Raw genomic sequence first — 17,419 nt, forward strand, 5'->3', positions numbered from 1 at the left:
ATAAATCAGTGCCGTGCCAGACTGGTCAAGCAGAACTGGATAGCTGCATGCGAGAACTGCGGCTACGCCCACGTTTGCCGCTGATAGCGGCAAACCATGACATATCCTTGTCCAACAAGATGGTCAGGGAGCCTCGCGCCTTGAGCACTGCGTTGTACTGTTTCCAGTGGTTTGTGCGATAGCGGGGGACTGACTCACCGTCCGAGGCTACCCGACGGCAGAAAGCGATTTATGCAACAACGCTGCAAGATGTGGTTCTTCCTGCTTAATCACGACGCCAGCCAAGGCCTCCAGAAGTGTCATCCCCGCCTGCCCACAGCGGCATGCTTCCCGGACCTTGATACGCTCCACGCCCCCATTCATAGCGCATATCACTGCTTCCCATCGTCCGCTGGACACCTTGCTCTGACATGTGTCCGGCATCACGCCCTGGCATCATCGAGCAACCCGCCAGCGTACTGACTACTGCTGCAATTAAAAGTAGCGCTTTCATGACAACTCCTTGAGAAGAAGGAGTCTTCAAGGCTATTCCTGGGGCGTGTGCCCACTGTAAATTCTTGTTGAACGGCTACTTTGCTTACCTAATTCATACAACAGTCAGTATTGATGCGCTCTGTTTTTTGAAGCTTTGAAGCCATAAAACTTGGCTGTCTACCTGATGTCGAGACTGATCGGCTCTTTCTGGCAGGCTGATGAGCCCTTTGTTCCAGTGAAGGCACTGCGCGACGAATTCGTGTGCCCAGGCACGCATGCCGAGCGGCCGGACGAAAGGGCCGTGCAGTGCCTCGAAGCAAAAGCTTGACCCTGCCACTCCCCTACATGTTCTGAGCGCCATAGAAGGCACCATCACCTCCGGTCCAAGGACGCCCATTGTCGTCATGCATCCAGCGATCCCGGTCGCCGATCATATTCATGCCGCCCATCGTCTGGCTGGAACTCTCGGCAGGCATAGACCCGGAACTACGTCCCGGCATCATTGAGCATCCTGCCAGCATGCTGGCAAGTGCCGCGATTAAAAGTAGCGCTTTCATAGCAACTCCTTAAGAACGTGGAGCATTGCAGGCTAGTCTTGCCGCGCGCGCTGCATGTAAGTTCTTGTTGAACTTCCTGTTTGCCTACCCAATTCGTGCACCGTCCCGGCTCAAGCGGGCTTTATTTGTTTCTGGATCGCAATGTTCAGGAGCATGATCATTTACCGCAGTGTCGTAGGTCGGCATGTCGAGTTGAAGGCGCCAGGAAACACTTCTACCGATATAGCCTTCCGATGGCTCTGGGTCACCTTGCCGTATGCACCGTTAGCGATCAGTTCGACCCAAGCTTTGTCAGGTCACCCACCGTAATTTTCCGGGGCCGGAATTCGGGCAAACTGTTATTTGCAACAACCAATCGCACTTTGGCGACCATTAACCGGCAATGGCTCACTCCCCTGAAAAAACACGCGGACCACCTTTGTGGGGCCCTAGGTCTTCATCGCCTCTTGCCAATGAAACTCAGCATTTCGAACGCTGGCGCAAGCGCACCTGGCAGTTGCACGCTTCGGTCCTATTGAGCCATCTATATGCCTTCATGCTATTTCTCGGCCACTGCTGGGCAGGCTACGTGCCGTTGCATGCAGTGCTGCTGTATGGGCTCTGGATAGGTGCAGGGATGGCCTTCATCACCTGGGCCTACGCCAGTGGCTGGAGCCAGACTCAGAGTGACCCTGGCTTGTTCTTCTGGCACCAACTGGTCTCGGTTACAGGGGTGCTGGGCTTGCTTGTCGCAGCTCCTCAGGTTGCGTTCCAGGCGCTGGTTATGCTTCTGGTCTTCAGTACCGACGGCTTTCTTGCGCCGCGGCGTACAAGTTTCTGGATGACCTGGAGTTGCACGCTCATTGCAATTGCGCTGGCTGTTTACTGGGCAGGGCCACAGATGCGCATGACCACCGACACCCTCATCGGGCAGTTCCTCACTGTCGGCGTCATGCTCGGAGCAGTCGTCCGATGCAGCGTGCTGGTCACCTACTTTCGTGGCATGCAATATCGACTCAGTGCGAGTAATGAAAAACTGGCCCTCGCGCTGAAGCAGATTGAAAACTTGGTGCGCAACGATGACTTGACGGGACTGGCAAACCGCCGAGGGGTCATGGATCGACTGCAACAATGTATTCATGCGGCTCAACGCAGAGACGCCCCGTTTTGCATCGCATTGCTTGACATTGATTTCTTCAAACAGGTCAATGACCGTTACGGTCATGAAGGAGGAGATCAAGTGCTTCGAGCCTTTGGGCAACTTCTGTCTTCGCAGATTCGTGCAACCGATTGCGCTGGTCGTTACGGCGGAGAGGAATTTCTTCTGGTGCTCTGTGATACACCATTGGCCCAGGCAGGAGTGCTACTCGAAAGAATTCGCGAAAGCACAGAAGCACTCCCGTGGACACAGTTAGTGCACAAAGATCTGCGAGTGACATGTACGTTGGGTGTGACTCAGTATCGACAGGGAGAAACCGCAGAAGCCCTCATCTCGCGCGCTGATGCTGCTATGTATCGAGGCAAGGCCGCTGGACGCAATCGCGTAGTTCTCGCCTAGTTCAAATCTTTCGCTTGCCAAGACCCTGAGCCGTCAGATCGCTTCCTTGTGAATGGTCATTCCCGCCCACCGCCATCAAGCACTTTGCGCTTCTTGATGCGGTCATGGACGCCGAGAGCCTGGACGATGCAGCTTTCCTTGGTACAGGAGGTGCCATTGCCAGGGACAAGCCCTCGCGCCTGACTACCGATCTGATTGAGGCACAGGGAGGCGAAGGCCGCGCCCGGAGATAAAACATGCCATGCGAACAGCCGTTTTCAACATCCACTTATCGAGCCCTTCCTGCCATGCAGCGGAATTTTGTGTTTGGAAAAGCACATGCACCCGAGGTTCATGAATCGCCACTGCCTTGCTGGACTTGTTGCAAGAGCAGGTACTGAGGCCATTTGAATGTTTACGGCTTGGCATCTACGTCGCTGGAGTTCGATCAATATCTCACTACCGATGCATGTGGCATGCTTGGCACCATTCACATTTTTTAACCGTGGAGGCTCAATGAAGATGAATATGCCGTGTATCCGCCCTCGTGTGGCAGCCTTGCTGCTTGGAGTTTCAGGTCTAGCGGCCGTGTCCAGTTCCTGGGCATGCACACGGCTGGTATTTCACGGCGCCAACGGCCACGTGATCACCGCACGATCCATGGACTGGAAGAGTGACATCGTCAGCAACCTCTGGGTACTGCCGCGAGGCATGCAGCGCACTGGCGAAACCGGCCCCAATACTGTGCGCTGGACGTCCAAGTACGGCAGCGTCATCACTTCAGGCTATGACATTTCCACTACCGACGGAGTCAACGAAGCCGGTCTGAATGCCAACCTTCTATGGCTCGTCGAGTCGCAATACCCTGCATTTGGCACCAATAGCAAGCCAGGCTTGTCGATTGCCGCCTGGGCTCAATATGTACTGGACAACTTTGCAACAGTGCAGCAGGCGGTAGCTGCGCTAAGTAAGGAACCATTCACCCTCGTATCCGACACCATGCCCGGTGAAAACCGGCTGACAACCGTACACCTTTCAATCTCCGACTCCAGCGGCGATAGCGCGATCGTGGAATACATCGCAGGCAAGCAAGTCATTCATCATGGTCGCCAATACCAGGTCATGACAAACTCGCCAACCTTCGACCAGCAACTGGCGCTCAATGCATACTGGAAACAGATTGGAGGCACCACAATGCTGCCTGGCACCAACCGTGCAGCAGACCGCTTCGCCCGCGCTTCGTTCTACGTGAACGCAATACCCAAGGATCAAGGTCCGAACAAGGCACTGGCCAGCGTCTTCAGCGTGATCCGCAATGCCTCCGTGCCGTACGGCCTTAATACTCCGGAAGAGCCCAATATATCCTCCACCCGCTGGCGCACCGTGTTTGATCACGAGCGCAAGCTGTATTTCTTTGAGTCGGCACTGACACCCAACACATTCTGGGTGGACCTGAAGGCACTGGACTTCAGCAAGGAAAAAGGCAAGGTCATGAAGATCGATCTGGGACCGGACCAGAATCACACGTATTCAGGGGATGCCACTGGCCAATTCAAGGCATCCGAGCCGTTTAAATTTCAAGGCATCTGATCATTTCCCAGCCAATGATTCTGCCCTGATACAAACCCGCATCGTGCGGGTTTTTCTTTCTGGAGCGCGATGTTTCAGCCAATGCTGACGGTCCGCCAACCCCGCTTCTGAGTTACCACAGTCCTACCGCAAAAAGGCGTACCGACCTCATCCACTTGCACTCAGCGCACCCCAAAAGATCCCTGACTGACCAGCAAGCAGGAACCCTTCAATGGGCGCGTATCCCTAGTCCCATCAGACGATTTCCCTCAACTCCGCCACTTCAAGAATCCGGCTGAAGAGTTGCTCGATCTTCAACGGCTGCATCGTCCTTGATGCGCAGATTGGAGTGCAGGAGCATCAAGCCAGACCGAAGAATCTTGATGCGTCTGAATGTTCTGGGTCCCTATCGCAAGGAAGTGGCATGTCGTATACGTTGACTGGTTTTGAAGGCAAAGTGGCCGTGGTCACCGGTGCAGGCCGGATGCGCAGCATCGGTCGCCCCATTGCACTGGCATTGGCGCAGGCGGGTTGTGATGTTGTCCTGACGGGCACGGGCCGCGCCCCCGACACCTATCCGGAAGATGAGCGCAAAGCGCATTGGCGAGATATCGAATCGGTGGCGGATGAAATCCGTCAGCTCGGGCGCCGCGCCCTGCCTGTGGTCTCCGATGTCAGCAACCCAGTGTCCATCGATGCATTGCTTGCACGTACGATTGCAGAATGGGGACGTGTGGATTTTCTGATCAACAACGCGGGCGCAACCCGCGGCGACGACCGCATCCCGGTGACGGAGCTATCCATCGATACATGGCATCGGGTGATGAATGTCAACCTGAACGGAACCTTCTATATGTCTCGTGCGTTCGCAAAACAAATGGGGGCACAGGGAGAAGGCGGCGTCATCATCAATATCTCGTCGCTGGCAGCGCAGCTGCTGGCACCCGACACTGGCGCCTACGCCACCACCAAGGTGGCCATCAATGGCCTGACCACCATCATGGCGCGAGAGCTTGGCCCCAAGAAGATTCGCGTGAATGTCGTGGCTCCCGGCATCGTGGAAACAAGTCGTCTGGATGATGTGCCTCGCGGCAAAGTGTGGGACGACATGATCGCCGGCTACATCTCTCTGGGTCGGGCAGGTACCGGCGAAGATATCGCCCACTTGGTCGCATTCCTGTGCAGCGACCAAGGCGAATGGATCACCGGTCAGAGCATCTACGTCGACGGCGGCCATCTGCCAACGCCACGACGCCCAACATGAATTAACTGCACTCCAACCGTGAGCCGCATGAGTGGGCTCTGACAAGCCACCTCAACCAACAGACAGGCTCGCCATCGCGCGAGCTTTTGCTTCCTGGAGCACCATGCGCACTGCACCACTAAGCAAGCCCCATACCCTCTGCAGCCGCTTCGCAAGGTACAGAGCGAACCGCCAAGGCCGAATGGCTTGACGCCCAGATTCAGGAAGCAAGAAAGATTGCCGCCCGATTCCTTCATGAGCACAGAGAGCCTGGCACAGGTCTCACATCACTCTATCGAGCTTGAATATCACCGACGCGGATGACGACAGGCCCCTGACCTTGATTGTGCTTTGTCGCAGCCAGCCCATGAATTGCTTGCCAATGGGCTCTGTATGCAGCCAGGTTCTGCCCCGCTCCAGCAAGTTCCTTGGCTCTCGTCAGGCGCTCAAGCGCATCGCCACTGATAGCTGCTGATCGAGCCTCACCGTTGGTCCTGTACTCAAACACAACCCTGCGCGGGCTCATTTCATACGTTGCGCCGGCATCCATTCGATCCATACATGCCTCACTGAATTAATCAGCAATAGTTTACCCATAGCTCTCCACTATGTGGATTTTACTTTCTGGAGTCCTGTACTCGACACTCAATCTGGTAAGCGCTGCGGCAGCTGCCATTCATCCATCTCCTCCAGCTTTCAAGAAGGCCAGGGACGAGCACCGCCCTGCAGCCACTGTCGACAAACACCCCGGCCCGTCGCGTGCTTTTCTTATTCGAGGAGCCGAAATGGAAAGCAAGATACCCGACCATGCCGCAAAGCATTGCAAACAACTGCCACCCTGTTCCCCAGCATGCAGCCTGCGCAGGCAACCCAGCCGACAGTGCTCGATGCTCTCGCCTCTGCAGCAAGCGCACTAAGCGACTAACAGAAAGACTGCGACCGGCATTCGACAGCTCCAGACGTCGGTGGCGCATCTGCCTTCGCATTCAAAGCTGATTTCAACCTTGCAGGCAGCGTCTCCGCCGTGATAGTGCCGACCTTTAAGGCATGACCCAGCCAGTGAATGACGACTTCAAGCATCATGACTGCGACTCCAACAAGCATGAGGCGATGACGGATGCAAACCCCAGGCTGACAACAGCTTCCCGCTAGGCACAAGAAACATCCCGCAATGCGGGCCTTTTTTGCCTGCTTTCCGGGCTGGAATCAATGATTGCCCAACCAGGCCACACTGTTGAGAAAGAGTCGCACCAGTTCGGTCTGACGACGTACCCCGGTCTTGGAGAAAATGGAGCGCAAATGGGCGCGGGCGGTATTGGGTTTGATACCCAGGGCCTCGGCCGCCTCCTCCAAAGACATGCCGTTGCTCAGATGCGTGGCCACTGCTGTCTCTGCAGGAGTCAGATGGAAAAGCTGCTGCGTGAGCTTGACGGGCGGCTCTGCCTTCCCCGTCGTATCACGCAGAAAAACCGCTACGCTGGGACGCTGCTTGCCTTCGGTCCATTCATCTGGAGAGATGCTTTGCACCACCACGCCCCAGTTGAGTTGACCGGACTGGCGAGTGATGGACATGCCCTCGGTCATGGAGACGCTCTCCAGCCTGGGAGAGAGCAAGGCATCGCGGATCAGACGCTGCAGCCGGCGATTGTCATTGGCATAGACGGCCTCGAGCGCACCGTTGTTGACCCGTATTCCATCGCCCACGTTCAGAATGGTGGTGGCTGCTGGGTTGGCCTCGATCAGCTTCCCCGTCTGATCGAGAATGACCACGCCCATCATCAGCTGCGCAGTGGCACGCCCGTATAGCGAAATGACCTGCCTGTCACGATGCAGATTCAGCTGCATGTTCAACACCCGCTTGAGGTGCGGCACCAACATGCGCACCACGTCCAGATGTGTTGACTCGAATGCTCCCGCCGCCGTAGGCCGCGTGATACGCCAACCATAGGAGCAGCCGTTATCGGTCATGACATCCACGGCCAGAATGTGCTCGATGTTCACCCCCTTGCACCAGTCGGTGTAGTAGCGACAGGAATGCCATTCGGCCTCCGTCATCACATCCGACAGGGTGAGCACCTTGTCCTTGGCGATACCGAGAAACGGGCTCCATTGCGCATAGGGGTCGTAAGGAATGACTTCGGAGCGACCGCTCGATGCTGAAATCACCCAGCCCACATTCTCACCATGAGGGTCGCGCACCACGAGTGAGGCGTAGTTGCCATTGGCACTTGAGCGCAGCAGCTCCAGAAATACCTTCCAGTTCTGCGGGTCCATGGCTGACTCGTACAGCGCAGTAATCAGTTGACTCAGGGCTTCGGTACCGATGACCGAGGCCTGTTCCGGCGAAGAAGCGGCCTCAGTCTCCACGGCATACGGGACGGGAAAGCCGGTGACGGCCTGAAGAGCATCCGAGCGATAGTTGTAGAAATCAAAAGTTGCGTAATCGCTTTTGGGCATTTGCTGTCTCAAAAAATCCGGCCCATCAAATAACGCACAGTTACTCAACTCTGCGCGCGTTCTTCATTGATGCACGCACCCGGAAGTCGGCCCAAGAAATGCCTTGATTTTGCTGAGCCCCCACAAACTGCGCATCGTCAAATCAGACGATAGGAAACCTAGCAAAAAAGCATGTCCTCCAACTATTGCAGACCTGCAATATGAATGCCACTGGCATCGTCATCCGACGAATACGGCTGAACTCTCGGCTCCTGCTCGGATGCACCCAACTCCAAGCGCTTTCGAAATTGCTCCGCAGGCAAGGCTGGCGAGCACAGATAGCCCTGAAAGTAGTCACCCTGTAACTGCTCAATTGCCTGGCATTGCTCCTGCGTTTCCACGCCTTCTGCCACAAGTTCCACACCCAATGCCTGCCCCATGCTGATGATGGCGCCCACAATGGCCTTGTCTCCCGCATCGTGCGGCAGGCCGCGCACAAAACTCTGGTCGATCTTGATCTTGGAGATCGGCAGTTTTTTCAAATAAGCCAAGCTCGAATAGCCGGTACCGAAGTCGTCAATGACCAGGCCCACACCCAGTTCTGCGATCTGATGCACGCGCAAAGCCATTTCCTGCGCCTCCTGCAGCAAAATGCTCTCGGTCAGTTCCAGCTCCAGCCACTGTGCCGGCAAGCCGCTGGCTTCCAGCACATATTTGAGTCGGTCCACAAAGTCCGGCTGCCTGAACTCCAGCGCGGAGACATTCACCGATACCTTGACGGGCATGCCCATAGCCAGCCAGCGCGCCGCCTCTTGTACTGATTGCTCCAGCACCCAGGCATCCAGCGCAACCACATAGCCGGACTCCTCCGCCAAGGGAATGAAGGCTGCGGGAGAGATCACCCCCAGTTCGGGGTCCGTCCATCGAAGCAAAGCCTCTGCCGCCACGATGCGACCCGAACGGATATGTACCTGTGGCTGAAAGTGCACGGCCATATGCCCCTTGTCCAGCGCCTGGCGCATGGCATGCTCCAGCTTCATGCGCGAGAGCAGACCCGCACTCATTTGCGGCTGGTAGAAACTGAAATTGCCGCGTCCACGCTCCTTGACACGATACATGGCGATATCGGCCTGACGAATCAGCTCGTCCAGCGTCAAACCATCCGCCGGAAATTGCGCAGCCCCAATGCTGCACTGAACGGAAAAGCCCAGACCGTCAAGCATGAAGGGCTGGCGCATTTCGTCCAGAATACGGGCGGCCACGGCCGAAGCCCCTTCCCCCGTGCAATCATGCAGATAGAGAACAAATTCGTCCCCGCCCTGACGGCACAGCACATCGGCAGGGCGCAGCAGTCCGCTCAGCCGCTGAGCAACCAGCTTGAGCACCCGGTCGCCGAAGTCATGGCCCAGTGAATCGTTGATGATCTTGAAACGGTCCAGATCCAGAAACAGAATGCTGAAGGGCTGCTGTGTGAAGCGCGCCGCAGTGATGGCGGCTTGCACGTGACGGCTCAAACTCAGGCGATTGGGCAGCCCTGTCAACGCATCACTGTAAGCCAGCTGCTCAATCTGCTTTTGGGCACTGCGCTGCATGGTCATGTCGCGCATAAAGCCAATGCTTTGTACCAGACGCCCATAGCCGTCACGCAATGCCACCCAGGACAACCAGACCGCGCAGCGCTGACCTTCACTCTGCTTGAGCCAAAGATTGCCCTCCCAGAAGCTGCCCACATCCCAGCGCGCAGCGGCCAGCTCCAGCAGGTCGGACACAGGCCCTCCCTCGGACTCGAACAGAGTCCAGGCAGCGAGCCCCAGCACCGCCTTGCCATGCAGCAACTGCCCGCCAGCCGGGTTGACCTGAACGATGACACCATTGGCATCGGCAATGAAGATACCGTCCAGGCTGGACTCGAACACTCTTGCAGCCAGACGCAGTTCTGTCGCCGAGCTGGCTTCCACCGTGATGTCTCGATAGGAGTAGATACGCCCTATCGCCACACCGCGGCTGAGCTGAGGCACGGAGCGGCGCTCCAGAACCCTGCCACTGAGCAGCTGCAGTACCTCCGAGGTTTCAGGAGCCGACAGGTCCTGCGCATCCTGTAGAAGAGTGAACTGACTCTCGCTGCTGATGGTCTGCGCTTCCAAATGGGCAAAGACGGCCGCATCATCTCGCTGCACGAGCAGTGGTTCGGGTAGTTGCCACAGCTCCGCGAAACGGTGATTGAATGCCCGAATGCCGCCGCGCAGATCACAGACCAGCATGCCATCTGCAGCGGACTCAAGCGTCGCCCGCAACTCTGCAAGCAGCATGTCCAGTTCGCTCTCGTGCCGCAACTGCTCGCTGCGGTCGAGCATGGTGAGCATCAACCAGCGTGGATTCAGGGCGATGGAGCCCACCGCCATCTCCACAGCTGTCAATGAACCATTGGCTGTACAGATTTCTGTGAGAAATTTCGCCCCACCCACCCAGTTTGAGGCATCCTGCCAGAACGCCTTTTGCACCAGAGAGGCGCACAGCACATCGACATACTGCTCCTGCGCCTGCTCGGGCGTGTAGCCTGTGAGCTGCATACTGGCTGCATTGGCATGCACGACACGCAATGTCTGCGCATCCAGCAGCCAGACCGCCTCCTGCAAACCATCGAGCATGGAGGCAAGCAGAGGGTCAATCAGAAAACTCTGCTGCAAAGTCACGCGAGGTCTTTCTCGGCAGCAGGTGCTGCAGAACTGTCAAAAAAGTAGCAAAGACGCCTTTGCGGCTGTAAAGCTTCTAACGCATTTCGAGAAAGCTGATTTCGCGTCAAGCCCCGGCGAATACCCAAACCCACATATTCAAGCAAATCTACGAACCGCAGCTTCTGCGGCGCCTGCATGTCATAGGTCAGCACCTGCGGCTTGAGCGACTGGCTGGTGTTGACAGACACCACCACGCCCATCCGCCCATCGCTTAGTTCCACCAAAGAGCCCGGCGGATAGACCCCCAAGGTCTGCACGAATGCCTTGAGCACATCGGGCGCATATCGCTGGCGATACTGTCCATACAGTGCAGCCATGGCTTCATGAGGCGTCATTTCGTTGCCTTGCAATGGCAGATTGCACAAGCGCTCAAAATTATTGACCAGCGCCAGGATCTGTCCGGCAATGTCCATATCTTCGGCCAGCAAGCCAAGTGGAAAGCCTGACCCATCGGCCCATTCATGATGCTGGGCGATGGCCGTCGTGACGGAAGGAGGATAGCCCATGGATAGAGCCAATGCCACCGACTCTCCGACATGACGCGCATACACGGTCTCTCGCAGAGGCGTGCGGCCCGTGCCCTGATTCAGTGCATTGGCCGATGCGGAAATCTCAAGCCCCGGCTTGCCGATGTCATGCAACAGGGCCGCCGTGCCCAGATCCGTCAATACGTCATCGCACAGGCCCAGCGTCTTACCCAGCAACAGGCTCAGCACGGAGACGTTGACACCATGTACGCCAAAGGTGGCGCCCCCCGTATCCGCGAGCAGATGCAAACTCAGATCACGAGCCTGCGCCAGTTTGACGACTTGCTGTGCAACCAGCATATCCGTCGTTGTCCGCGCCTTCTCGGGGTTGACAGGCAACAAGGCTTGCACGTCATCAAATACGGAAACCGCGCCCAGAAACCTGGACTGCACGCCCAAAATACTGTTACGCCATGCATGCGCATCGTTCTCGGGGGGGATAGGAGCGGGTTGAGGGTCTGCGGCCGGAGGCGCTGCCGCTTCCTCCAGATCGCTTCTCGATAGATCGACCTGAACTGCCTTGAGCTTCAGGGTCCTAAGTGTCTGCAACTGCTCGTCATTGACAATCTTGAAGCTGCTGACGGGAAACGGATGGCGCAACCAGCCGGTCTCCAGATGGACATACATGCCAATACGCAGTTGTCCGATATCAATAGCAACGAAACGATTCACTTTGAGCGCTACACACAAGATAAGACATTATTCCGCAGTTCCATGACTGCTCAAGCATGACTAGGGTCTGTTGGGATGCAAACAGCATCAACAATCCCCTCTTGTGTGACTTATCGGCACCAAAGGCTGGGTTTGTAGACCAGGTCCATCCACAAAGCCCAACTCGCAACGCCAATCAGCATCAGACCTGCAACTCTGGTGCCCCACCTAGCCCGCAATGCATTGACATGCGACTGTCCCAGTTGCCACAGCCAGGGACCCGCCAGCAGCCACAGTGCACCACCAACGGCAAAGGCTACCATGGACAAAGCCCCTTGCCAGGCGCCGCCACTCAAGGCCGCCACCAACACCGCCGAATACAGCAAACCACAAGGCATCAGTGCCCAGGCAAAGCCTGCTGCCAGACTGCCGCCCGGCGCGGTGACCCAGGGCTGAACCCTGGCCCAAACGGAACGCCCCGCCCGCTCCAGCCAGGCTGGCTGCCGCGCCTGCACCACCATGGCCAGTCCCCAGGCCATGACCGCCACATGCATCAGCGTCCAAAGTCTCTGCAATGCCGTTGTCTGACTGGTCAGCCAGGCCAGACTTTCCATGGCCACGGCCGCGATCCCGCCCAGCAGGGCATAGGCAGCGATGCGCCCCAGATGAAACAGGCTGGTACGCAGCCATTGGCGTTTTTGCAGGCCGAGCACGACAACTGGCTGCCCGCCGCTGACAGGCTTCGCTGCTGTGACCACACTGCAGGGGGCAGCGCACATCACAAGACAATGGGGCCCACCCACGAGCCCCATGATCAAAGCAGTCCAGACCAGCGAAAACAACATGCGCTAGATGATGCGCGAAAAGCGGGCGCGGTTCCGGTCGGCCTGCAAATATCGGTCAAACAGCATGGCTACTCCGCGCACAAAAAACCAGCCCAGGCCAGTGACCTTGAAGCCCTCGGCGGACAGCTCGACCAAGCCGTTGCGCTGCATCTCTGCCAGCGCATCCAGCTCCGCAGCGAAGTATTCGCGGAAATTGATAAGCCAGGCCTGCTCCATGGGCTCATACAGGACGGAGCCCTGGCACATGATGGACATGATGACCGCTCTGCGCACCAGATCGTCACGTGAAAGTGCCAGTCCGCGCTGCACGGGCAACATGCCGCCATCGACGGCATCGTAATACTCTTCAAGAGTCTTGACGTTCTGGCTGTAGGTCGCGCCCACCTTGCCGATAGCCGATACGCCCAGTGCAATCAGATCGCAATCAGGCTGGGTGCTGTAGCCCTGAAAATTGCGATGCAGGCGCCCCTGGCGCTTGGCAATGGCCAAAGAGTCGTCAGGCAGCGCAAAGTGGTCCATGCCTACATAGACATAGCCGCCATCCATGAATGCATCAATTGCGCCGGAGAGCATGTTCAGCTTGTCCTGTCCCATGGGCAGGTCTGCCGATTCGATGCGCCTTTGCGGCTTGAAGCGCTCGGGCAGATGCGCATAGGCATACAGTGCAATGCGATCGGGGCGCAGCTCATTGACCTGTGCCAGCGTGCGCGCAAAAGACTCGGGCGTCTGCCTGGGCAGCCCGTAGATCAGGTCCACATTGATGGAGACAAAGCCCAGGCGGCGCGCCTCGGCCACCAGCGCAAATACTTGCTCGGCGGGCTGCTCGCGGTGCACCGCTTTCTGCACCGCGGGATCAAAGTCCTGCACGCCAAAGCTCAGGCGATTGAACCCCATGTTCTTGAGAGCTCTCAGCCGCTCGTTGCTGACGGTGCGCGGATCGACCTCGATGGAGTACTCGCCCGCGGGATCCAGCTTGAAATGTTCACGCATCAAGACCATCAGCTGCTGCAACTCGGCATCGCTGAAGAAGGTCGGTGTGCCTCCGCCCAGATGTAGCTGGCTTACGAGCTGACCTTTGCCGCAATGCTCGGTATGCATGGCCAGCTCACGGCTCAAGTAGTCCAGATACTCGGCAGCCTTCTCATGATGCTTGGTCACGATCTTGTTGCAGGCGCAGTAATAGCAAAGCGACTCACAGAACGGCACATGCACATAAACGGACAGGGGCAAAGCGCGCGAGCCAGAATGCGTCTTGCGCTGCTTGAGTGCCAGTATGTAGTCGTCTGCACCAAAAGCCTCAACAAAACGGTCGGCTGTTGGGAACGATGTGTAGCGTGGGCCGGGGATATCAAAGCGGCTCAGCAACTCAGGCGTGACTGCGGTCATAACTGGGAGTTAGGGTGCGCCCACACTCTGTATAGAGCAGATTTCAATGGAAATCAGATCCTGAAAATCATGCCCAAAATAGGCAAAAGCGCATGTTTTTGAACGAATACAGGCAATGTGCCCCAAGGCAATCACCCTGTCCTTGATGAAAATCAAGAGACCTCAAGGCAAGTGCTGCGACAATTTGATCCATCTCATCTTCAACCACGAGGTCAATGACCAGCGCGACTCTCCACTCCGTGTCTGTCTGCGCCGTTGCAAAAAGCCCATGAATCTTCAGACCATCAAAGCATCCTGCTCCAACTGCAATCTGCGTGAACTGTGCATGCCCATGGGCCTGGACGATGAACAAATGGAGCGCATTGACGAGATTGTGGCCACGCGCCGCAAGGTCAAGCGCGGCGGTCTGCTGTTTCGCAATGGCGAAGAGTTCACCTCGCTGTATGCCATTCGAACCGGCTTCTTCAAGACCAGCGTGGCCACCGAAGACGGACGCGACCAGGTCACAGGCTTTCAGATGGCTGGCGAAATCATTGGTCTGGACGGCATCGTCAACGACCACCACACTTGTGATGCCGTGGCCCTGGAAGACGCCGAGGTCTGCGTCATGCCGTTTGACAAACTGGAGCAGCTCTCGCGCGAGGTCACGGCCCTGCAGAACCATGTGCACAAGGTCATGAGCCGCGAAATCGTGCGCGAGCATGGCGTGATGCTGCTGCTGGGCAGCATGCGTGCCGAAGAGCGCCTGGCGGCCTTTGTGTTGAACCTGGTTCAGCGCCTGTCGGCACGCGGCTTTTCCAAGTCGGAACTGGTGCTGCGCATGACGCGCGAAGAAATCGGCAGTTACCTGGGCCTCAAGCTCGAGACCGTGAGCCGCACTTTCTCCAAATTTGCAGAGGAAGGCATTGTGGAAGTCAAGCAGCGCCACCTGCGCATCCTGGATACCGAGGCGCTCAAACGCATCGTCAACAGCCAGCAATGCCAGAACTGAACCGAGTCGACAGACACTCTCAAGACAAAGCCCGCGGACAGCGGGCTTTTTTGTCTGTGCGAATTAATCGGGCAGAGGCTCGGAAACGATGCCGCCATTGAGATCGCTGACGGAGCGACCCAGCATCACCGTCATCGCACCTCCGATCAGGGTCACGACCCAGAAGGCAAAAAAAGCGACCGTATAGATGGCTTGGCGCGACCAGTCCAGGGGGGAGCCCAGCCAGTGCACATCCAGCGGGTCCACAAAGGCGAAAACCACCATCTCCATGATTGCCGCCGCCAGAAAGGCCGGCCAGACAATCCACATCCAGCGTCGAGCATCCATCCTGATTCTCCTTGGGCTGTGGGCTTGGTCATATTTTGCACAACAGTGGTGACCGTTCATGCAGGACTGCGGGCATGCACCGTGGCGGGAAACCCTGAACCACTCTCTTTTCAGTAGCATCCTGCGCCATCTGGATATCAAAAAACTATTTGCTTCTACATCAACGTTAGACAGAACATGCGCAACACGCTCTGATTTTGATATCGGCAACAAAAAAGGCCGCAAAAGCGACCTTGGCGGAGCAAGCGCCGGAGCGCTCAGCGATCCAGCGGATGGTCCTTGGCTGGCGTGGCCGCATGATTGCGGCCGGTGACTGCTGGGGCCAGGCTTTTTTCACTTTCGCTCAGGCGCTGGTTGATTTCCATGCCATGGCGGTAGTAGTCAGGGTCAATCACGGGATCAGGCCTGCTCAGTGCGATGTATGCGGTGACAAAGCCGGCAATCACCACGATCACCGGGCCGGCGATGATGAGCCAGACATGGGCAAACTTCCACCAGGGCTTGCCGTCCTCGGGGTGGATGATCTTGGCCGTTTGCGAGACCTTGGCTTGTGCTGCCGACATGATGAAACCTCTTTCCAAATTCTGACCACCCAGACACACACGGCAGGGTGGCATAAATTGTTGCCGATTGGCGGTGCCCTTGTCCGGCCTCCGTGATGGCTCACGAAGACCGTCAAGACCTGGCATTAACGCGGCACCAGGAACACCGTCTTCTCGGAAATACGCCCTGCTCCGGCAGTCACTGCATCCACATTGAAGTGTACGGGGTGCGAGCCGGGAGTTGCTGAGCCGTACGGAATCTGCAGCCGCACCGCAATGCCGCGCGTCTCTGCAGGGCCAACGCTCACTTCCTGCTCGGATGCGACTTCCAGATTCTCCAGGCCCACGGCGCTGATACGGTAGCGCTGCTCGGACTCGGTGGCGTTCATGATCTGCAGACGGTAGACGTTCTCCAGCTTGCCGCCCGCCACGATGCGCGAAAGCGCAGCACGGTCGCGAATCACATCGACCTTGAGCGGCTCGCGCAGCACCAGACTGGCGATCATGGCGGCGCTGAGGGCCACCAGCACGGCCGAGTAAATCAGCACACGCGGGCGGAAAATGCGGCGAATCACCTGCACCTGCTTCCAGGCCTTGGCGACGGCATTCTGAGTGGTCAATCGGATCAGGCCACGCGGATACTCCATCTTGTCCATCACGGAGTTGCAGGCATCGATGCACAGACCGCAGCCGATGCATTCGTACTGCAACCCTTTGCGGATATCGATGCCCACGGGGCAGACCTGAACGCAAAGCTTGCAATCTATGCAGTCCCCCAGGCCCTGTGCCTTGTAGTCGACGTCTTTCTTGCGCGGGCCGCGAGCTTCACCACGTTCGGCGTCGTAGCTGACGATCATGGTGTCCTTGTCGAACATGGCACTCTGAAAGCGTGCATAGGGACACATGTACTTGCAGACCTGCTCGCGCATATAGCCGGCGTTGCCGTAGGTGGCGAAGCCGTAGAACGCCACCCAGAAAATCTGCCAGCTGCCCTGGAAGGCCATCAACTCCACACCCAACTCACGGATGGGCACGAAGTAGCCGACAAAGGTGAAACCTGTCCAAAGAGACAGAGCGATCCAGAGAAACTGCTTGAGCGACTTTTTCCAGATCTTCTCCAAAGTCCAGCCGCTCTTGTCGATACGCATGCGGGCACTGCGATCGCCTTCGACCTTGCTTTCGATCCACATGAAGATCTCGGTGTAGACCGTCTGCGGACAGGAGAAGCCACACCACAGACGCCCGGCTACGGCGGTAAACAGGAACAGCCCCAGTGCGCTGATGATCAGCAGCCCCGTCAGATAGATGAAGTCCTGCGGGTACAGCACCAGTCCGAACAGATAGAAGCGCCGAGCCCCCAGATCGAACAGCACCATCTGGCGCTCGCCCCACTGCAGCCAGGGCAGGCCGTAGAAGACGATCTGGGTCAGAAACACCATGGCCCAGCGCCACCGTGAGAACACGCCGCTAATAGAGCGTGAGTACACTTTTTGCTCGGAAGCGAACATAGGCACCAACTCAGGCCCGCCCTCATGAGGCTCAGGCGTGATCGGTATGACTTTTCGGGGCTTCCCCTGATCGCACGGCATCGCAGTTCCTTAATATTTTTGTAATTACTGA

General features: G+C 57.3%; 14 protein-coding genes and 1 pseudogene. 5 read left to right on the top strand and 10 right to left on the bottom strand.

Features of this window, described 5'->3' with window-relative positions; translation table 11 throughout:
• Positions 1-23: 23 nt before the first annotated feature.
• Both V8Z78_RS02460 and V8Z78_RS02465 read right to left on the bottom strand, forming a co-directional pair.
• Positions 24-229 (bottom strand): annotated as a pseudogene (locus V8Z78_RS02460) (transposase); the annotation flags it as partial.
• A 586-nt stretch (positions 230-815) separates the two neighbouring features.
• Complete coding sequence (locus V8Z78_RS02465; RefSeq protein WP_003063093.1) at positions 816-1,031, bottom strand: hypothetical protein; 216 nt, start codon at positions 1,029-1,031, stop codon at positions 816-818.
• 616 nt (positions 1,032-1,647) lie between these two features.
• On the opposite strand from V8Z78_RS02465, the gene V8Z78_RS02470 reads away from it, so the two are divergent.
• The 4 genes from V8Z78_RS02470 (at position 1,648) to V8Z78_RS02485 (ending at position 5,380) form a co-directional block, all read left to right on the top strand.
• A complete protein-coding gene (locus V8Z78_RS02470) occupies positions 1,648-2,568 on the top strand; it encodes a GGDEF domain-containing protein (RefSeq protein WP_003063096.1) in 921 nt (306 codons plus the stop codon).
• A 104-nt stretch (positions 2,569-2,672) separates the two neighbouring features.
• Positions 2,673-2,801 carry a hypothetical protein gene (locus tag V8Z78_RS02475; protein ID WP_003063099.1) on the top strand — a complete coding sequence of 43 codons (129 nt, stop codon included), beginning with the start codon at positions 2,673-2,675 and terminating at the stop codon, positions 2,799-2,801.
• Between the two features lie 262 nt (positions 2,802-3,063).
• Complete coding sequence (locus tag V8Z78_RS02480) at positions 3,064-4,137, top strand: linear amide C-N hydrolase (protein ID WP_034361570.1); 1,074 nt, start codon at positions 3,064-3,066, stop codon at positions 4,135-4,137.
• 403 nt (positions 4,138-4,540) lie between these two features.
• Positions 4,541-5,380 (top strand): SDR family NAD(P)-dependent oxidoreductase, encoded by an 840-nt coding sequence (locus V8Z78_RS02485; RefSeq protein WP_003063105.1) that lies wholly within the window; start codon positions 4,541-4,543, stop codon positions 5,378-5,380.
• 1,185 nt (positions 5,381-6,565) lie between these two features.
• On the opposite strand, the gene V8Z78_RS02490 is transcribed toward V8Z78_RS02485, so the two are convergent.
• From V8Z78_RS02490 to hemN, 5 genes are all read right to left on the bottom strand, one after another.
• Positions 6,566-7,816, bottom strand: coding sequence for a helix-turn-helix transcriptional regulator (locus tag V8Z78_RS02490; protein ID WP_003063107.1), 1,251 nt, complete (start codon positions 7,814-7,816; stop codon positions 6,566-6,568).
• A gap of 182 nt (positions 7,817-7,998) precedes the next feature.
• The gene (locus V8Z78_RS02495; protein ID WP_280007639.1) at positions 7,999-10,488 is read right to left on the bottom strand and encodes a sensor domain-containing protein; all 2,490 of its coding nucleotides are present in this window, start codon (positions 10,486-10,488) and stop codon (positions 7,999-8,001) included.
• Positions 10,485-11,729: an HD-GYP domain-containing protein gene (locus tag V8Z78_RS02500; RefSeq protein ID WP_349730837.1), complete on the bottom strand. Its 1,245-nt coding sequence runs from the start codon at positions 11,727-11,729 to the stop codon at positions 10,485-10,487. Before V8Z78_RS02500 ends, V8Z78_RS02495 begins: the two co-directional genes overlap by 4 nt.
• A 110-nt stretch (positions 11,730-11,839) precedes the next feature.
• The gene (locus tag V8Z78_RS02505) at positions 11,840-12,553 is read right to left on the bottom strand and encodes a sulfite exporter TauE/SafE family protein (protein ID WP_349730838.1); all 714 of its coding nucleotides are present in this window, start codon (positions 12,551-12,553) and stop codon (positions 11,840-11,842) included.
• A gap of 3 nt (positions 12,554-12,556) precedes the next feature.
• Complete coding sequence (gene hemN, locus V8Z78_RS02510; RefSeq protein WP_179626036.1) at positions 12,557-13,939, bottom strand: oxygen-independent coproporphyrinogen III oxidase; 1,383 nt, start codon at positions 13,937-13,939, stop codon at positions 12,557-12,559.
• Between the two features lie 268 nt (positions 13,940-14,207).
• On the opposite strand from hemN, the gene fnr reads away from it, so the two are divergent.
• The gene (fnr, locus tag V8Z78_RS02515; protein ID WP_034351808.1) at positions 14,208-14,930 is read left to right on the top strand and encodes a fumarate/nitrate reduction transcriptional regulator Fnr; all 723 of its coding nucleotides are present in this window, start codon (positions 14,208-14,210) and stop codon (positions 14,928-14,930) included.
• Positions 14,931-14,993: 63 nt separating this feature from the next.
• Here fnr and V8Z78_RS02520 read toward each other — a convergent pair whose 3' ends face one another.
• From V8Z78_RS02520 to ccoG, 3 genes are all read right to left on the bottom strand, one after another.
• A complete protein-coding gene (locus tag V8Z78_RS02520) occupies positions 14,994-15,257 on the bottom strand; it encodes a hypothetical protein (protein WP_003063120.1) in 264 nt (87 codons plus the stop codon).
• Positions 15,258-15,514: 257 nt separating this feature from the next.
• The gene (locus tag V8Z78_RS02525) at positions 15,515-15,820 is read right to left on the bottom strand and encodes a FixH family protein (protein ID WP_003063123.1); all 306 of its coding nucleotides are present in this window, start codon (positions 15,818-15,820) and stop codon (positions 15,515-15,517) included.
• Between the two features lie 125 nt (positions 15,821-15,945).
• On the bottom strand, positions 15,946-17,388 hold the full coding sequence (ccoG, locus tag V8Z78_RS02530; protein WP_034351807.1) for a cytochrome c oxidase accessory protein CcoG: 1,443 nt from the start codon (positions 17,386-17,388) through the stop codon (positions 15,946-15,948).
• Positions 17,389-17,419: the final 31 nt, after the last annotated feature.

The sequence above is a fragment of the Comamonas sp. wu1-DMT genome (assembly GCF_040187805.1).
Lineage (GTDB): Bacteria > Pseudomonadota > Gammaproteobacteria > Burkholderiales > Burkholderiaceae_C > Comamonas > Comamonas thiooxydans.

Excerpts from the sequence above, each read along its gene's own strand:
- V8Z78_RS02485 (WP_003063105.1), top strand. The coding sequence starts at position 4,541 with ATGTCGTATACGTTGACTGGTTTTGAAGGCAAAGTGGCCGTGGTCACC.
- V8Z78_RS02465 (WP_003063093.1), bottom strand. The coding sequence starts at position 1,031 with ATGAAAGCGCTACTTTTAATCGCGGCACTTGCCAGCATGCTGGCAGGA.
- ccoG (WP_034351807.1), bottom strand. The coding sequence starts at position 17,388 with ATGCCGTGCGATCAGGGGAAGCCCCGAAAAGTCATACCGATCACGCCT.
- hemN (WP_179626036.1), bottom strand. The coding sequence starts at position 13,939 with ATGACCGCAGTCACGCCTGAGTTGCTGAGCCGCTTTGATATCCCCGGC.
- V8Z78_RS02480 (WP_034361570.1), top strand. The coding sequence starts at position 3,064 with ATGAAGATGAATATGCCGTGTATCCGCCCTCGTGTGGCAGCCTTGCTG.
- V8Z78_RS02490 (WP_003063107.1), bottom strand. The coding sequence starts at position 7,816 with ATGCCCAAAAGCGATTACGCAACTTTTGATTTCTACAACTATCGCTCG.
- V8Z78_RS02520 (WP_003063120.1), bottom strand. The coding sequence starts at position 15,257 with ATGGATGCTCGACGCTGGATGTGGATTGTCTGGCCGGCCTTTCTGGCG.
- V8Z78_RS02525 (WP_003063123.1), bottom strand. The coding sequence starts at position 15,820 with ATGTCGGCAGCACAAGCCAAGGTCTCGCAAACGGCCAAGATCATCCAC.
- fnr (WP_034351808.1), top strand. The coding sequence starts at position 14,208 with ATGAATCTTCAGACCATCAAAGCATCCTGCTCCAACTGCAATCTGCGT.
- V8Z78_RS02505 (WP_349730838.1), bottom strand. The coding sequence starts at position 12,553 with ATGTTGTTTTCGCTGGTCTGGACTGCTTTGATCATGGGGCTCGTGGGT.
- V8Z78_RS02470 (WP_003063096.1), top strand. The coding sequence starts at position 1,648 with ATGGCCTTCATCACCTGGGCCTACGCCAGTGGCTGGAGCCAGACTCAG.
- V8Z78_RS02475 (WP_003063099.1), top strand. The coding sequence starts at position 2,673 with ATGGACGCCGAGAGCCTGGACGATGCAGCTTTCCTTGGTACAGGAGGT.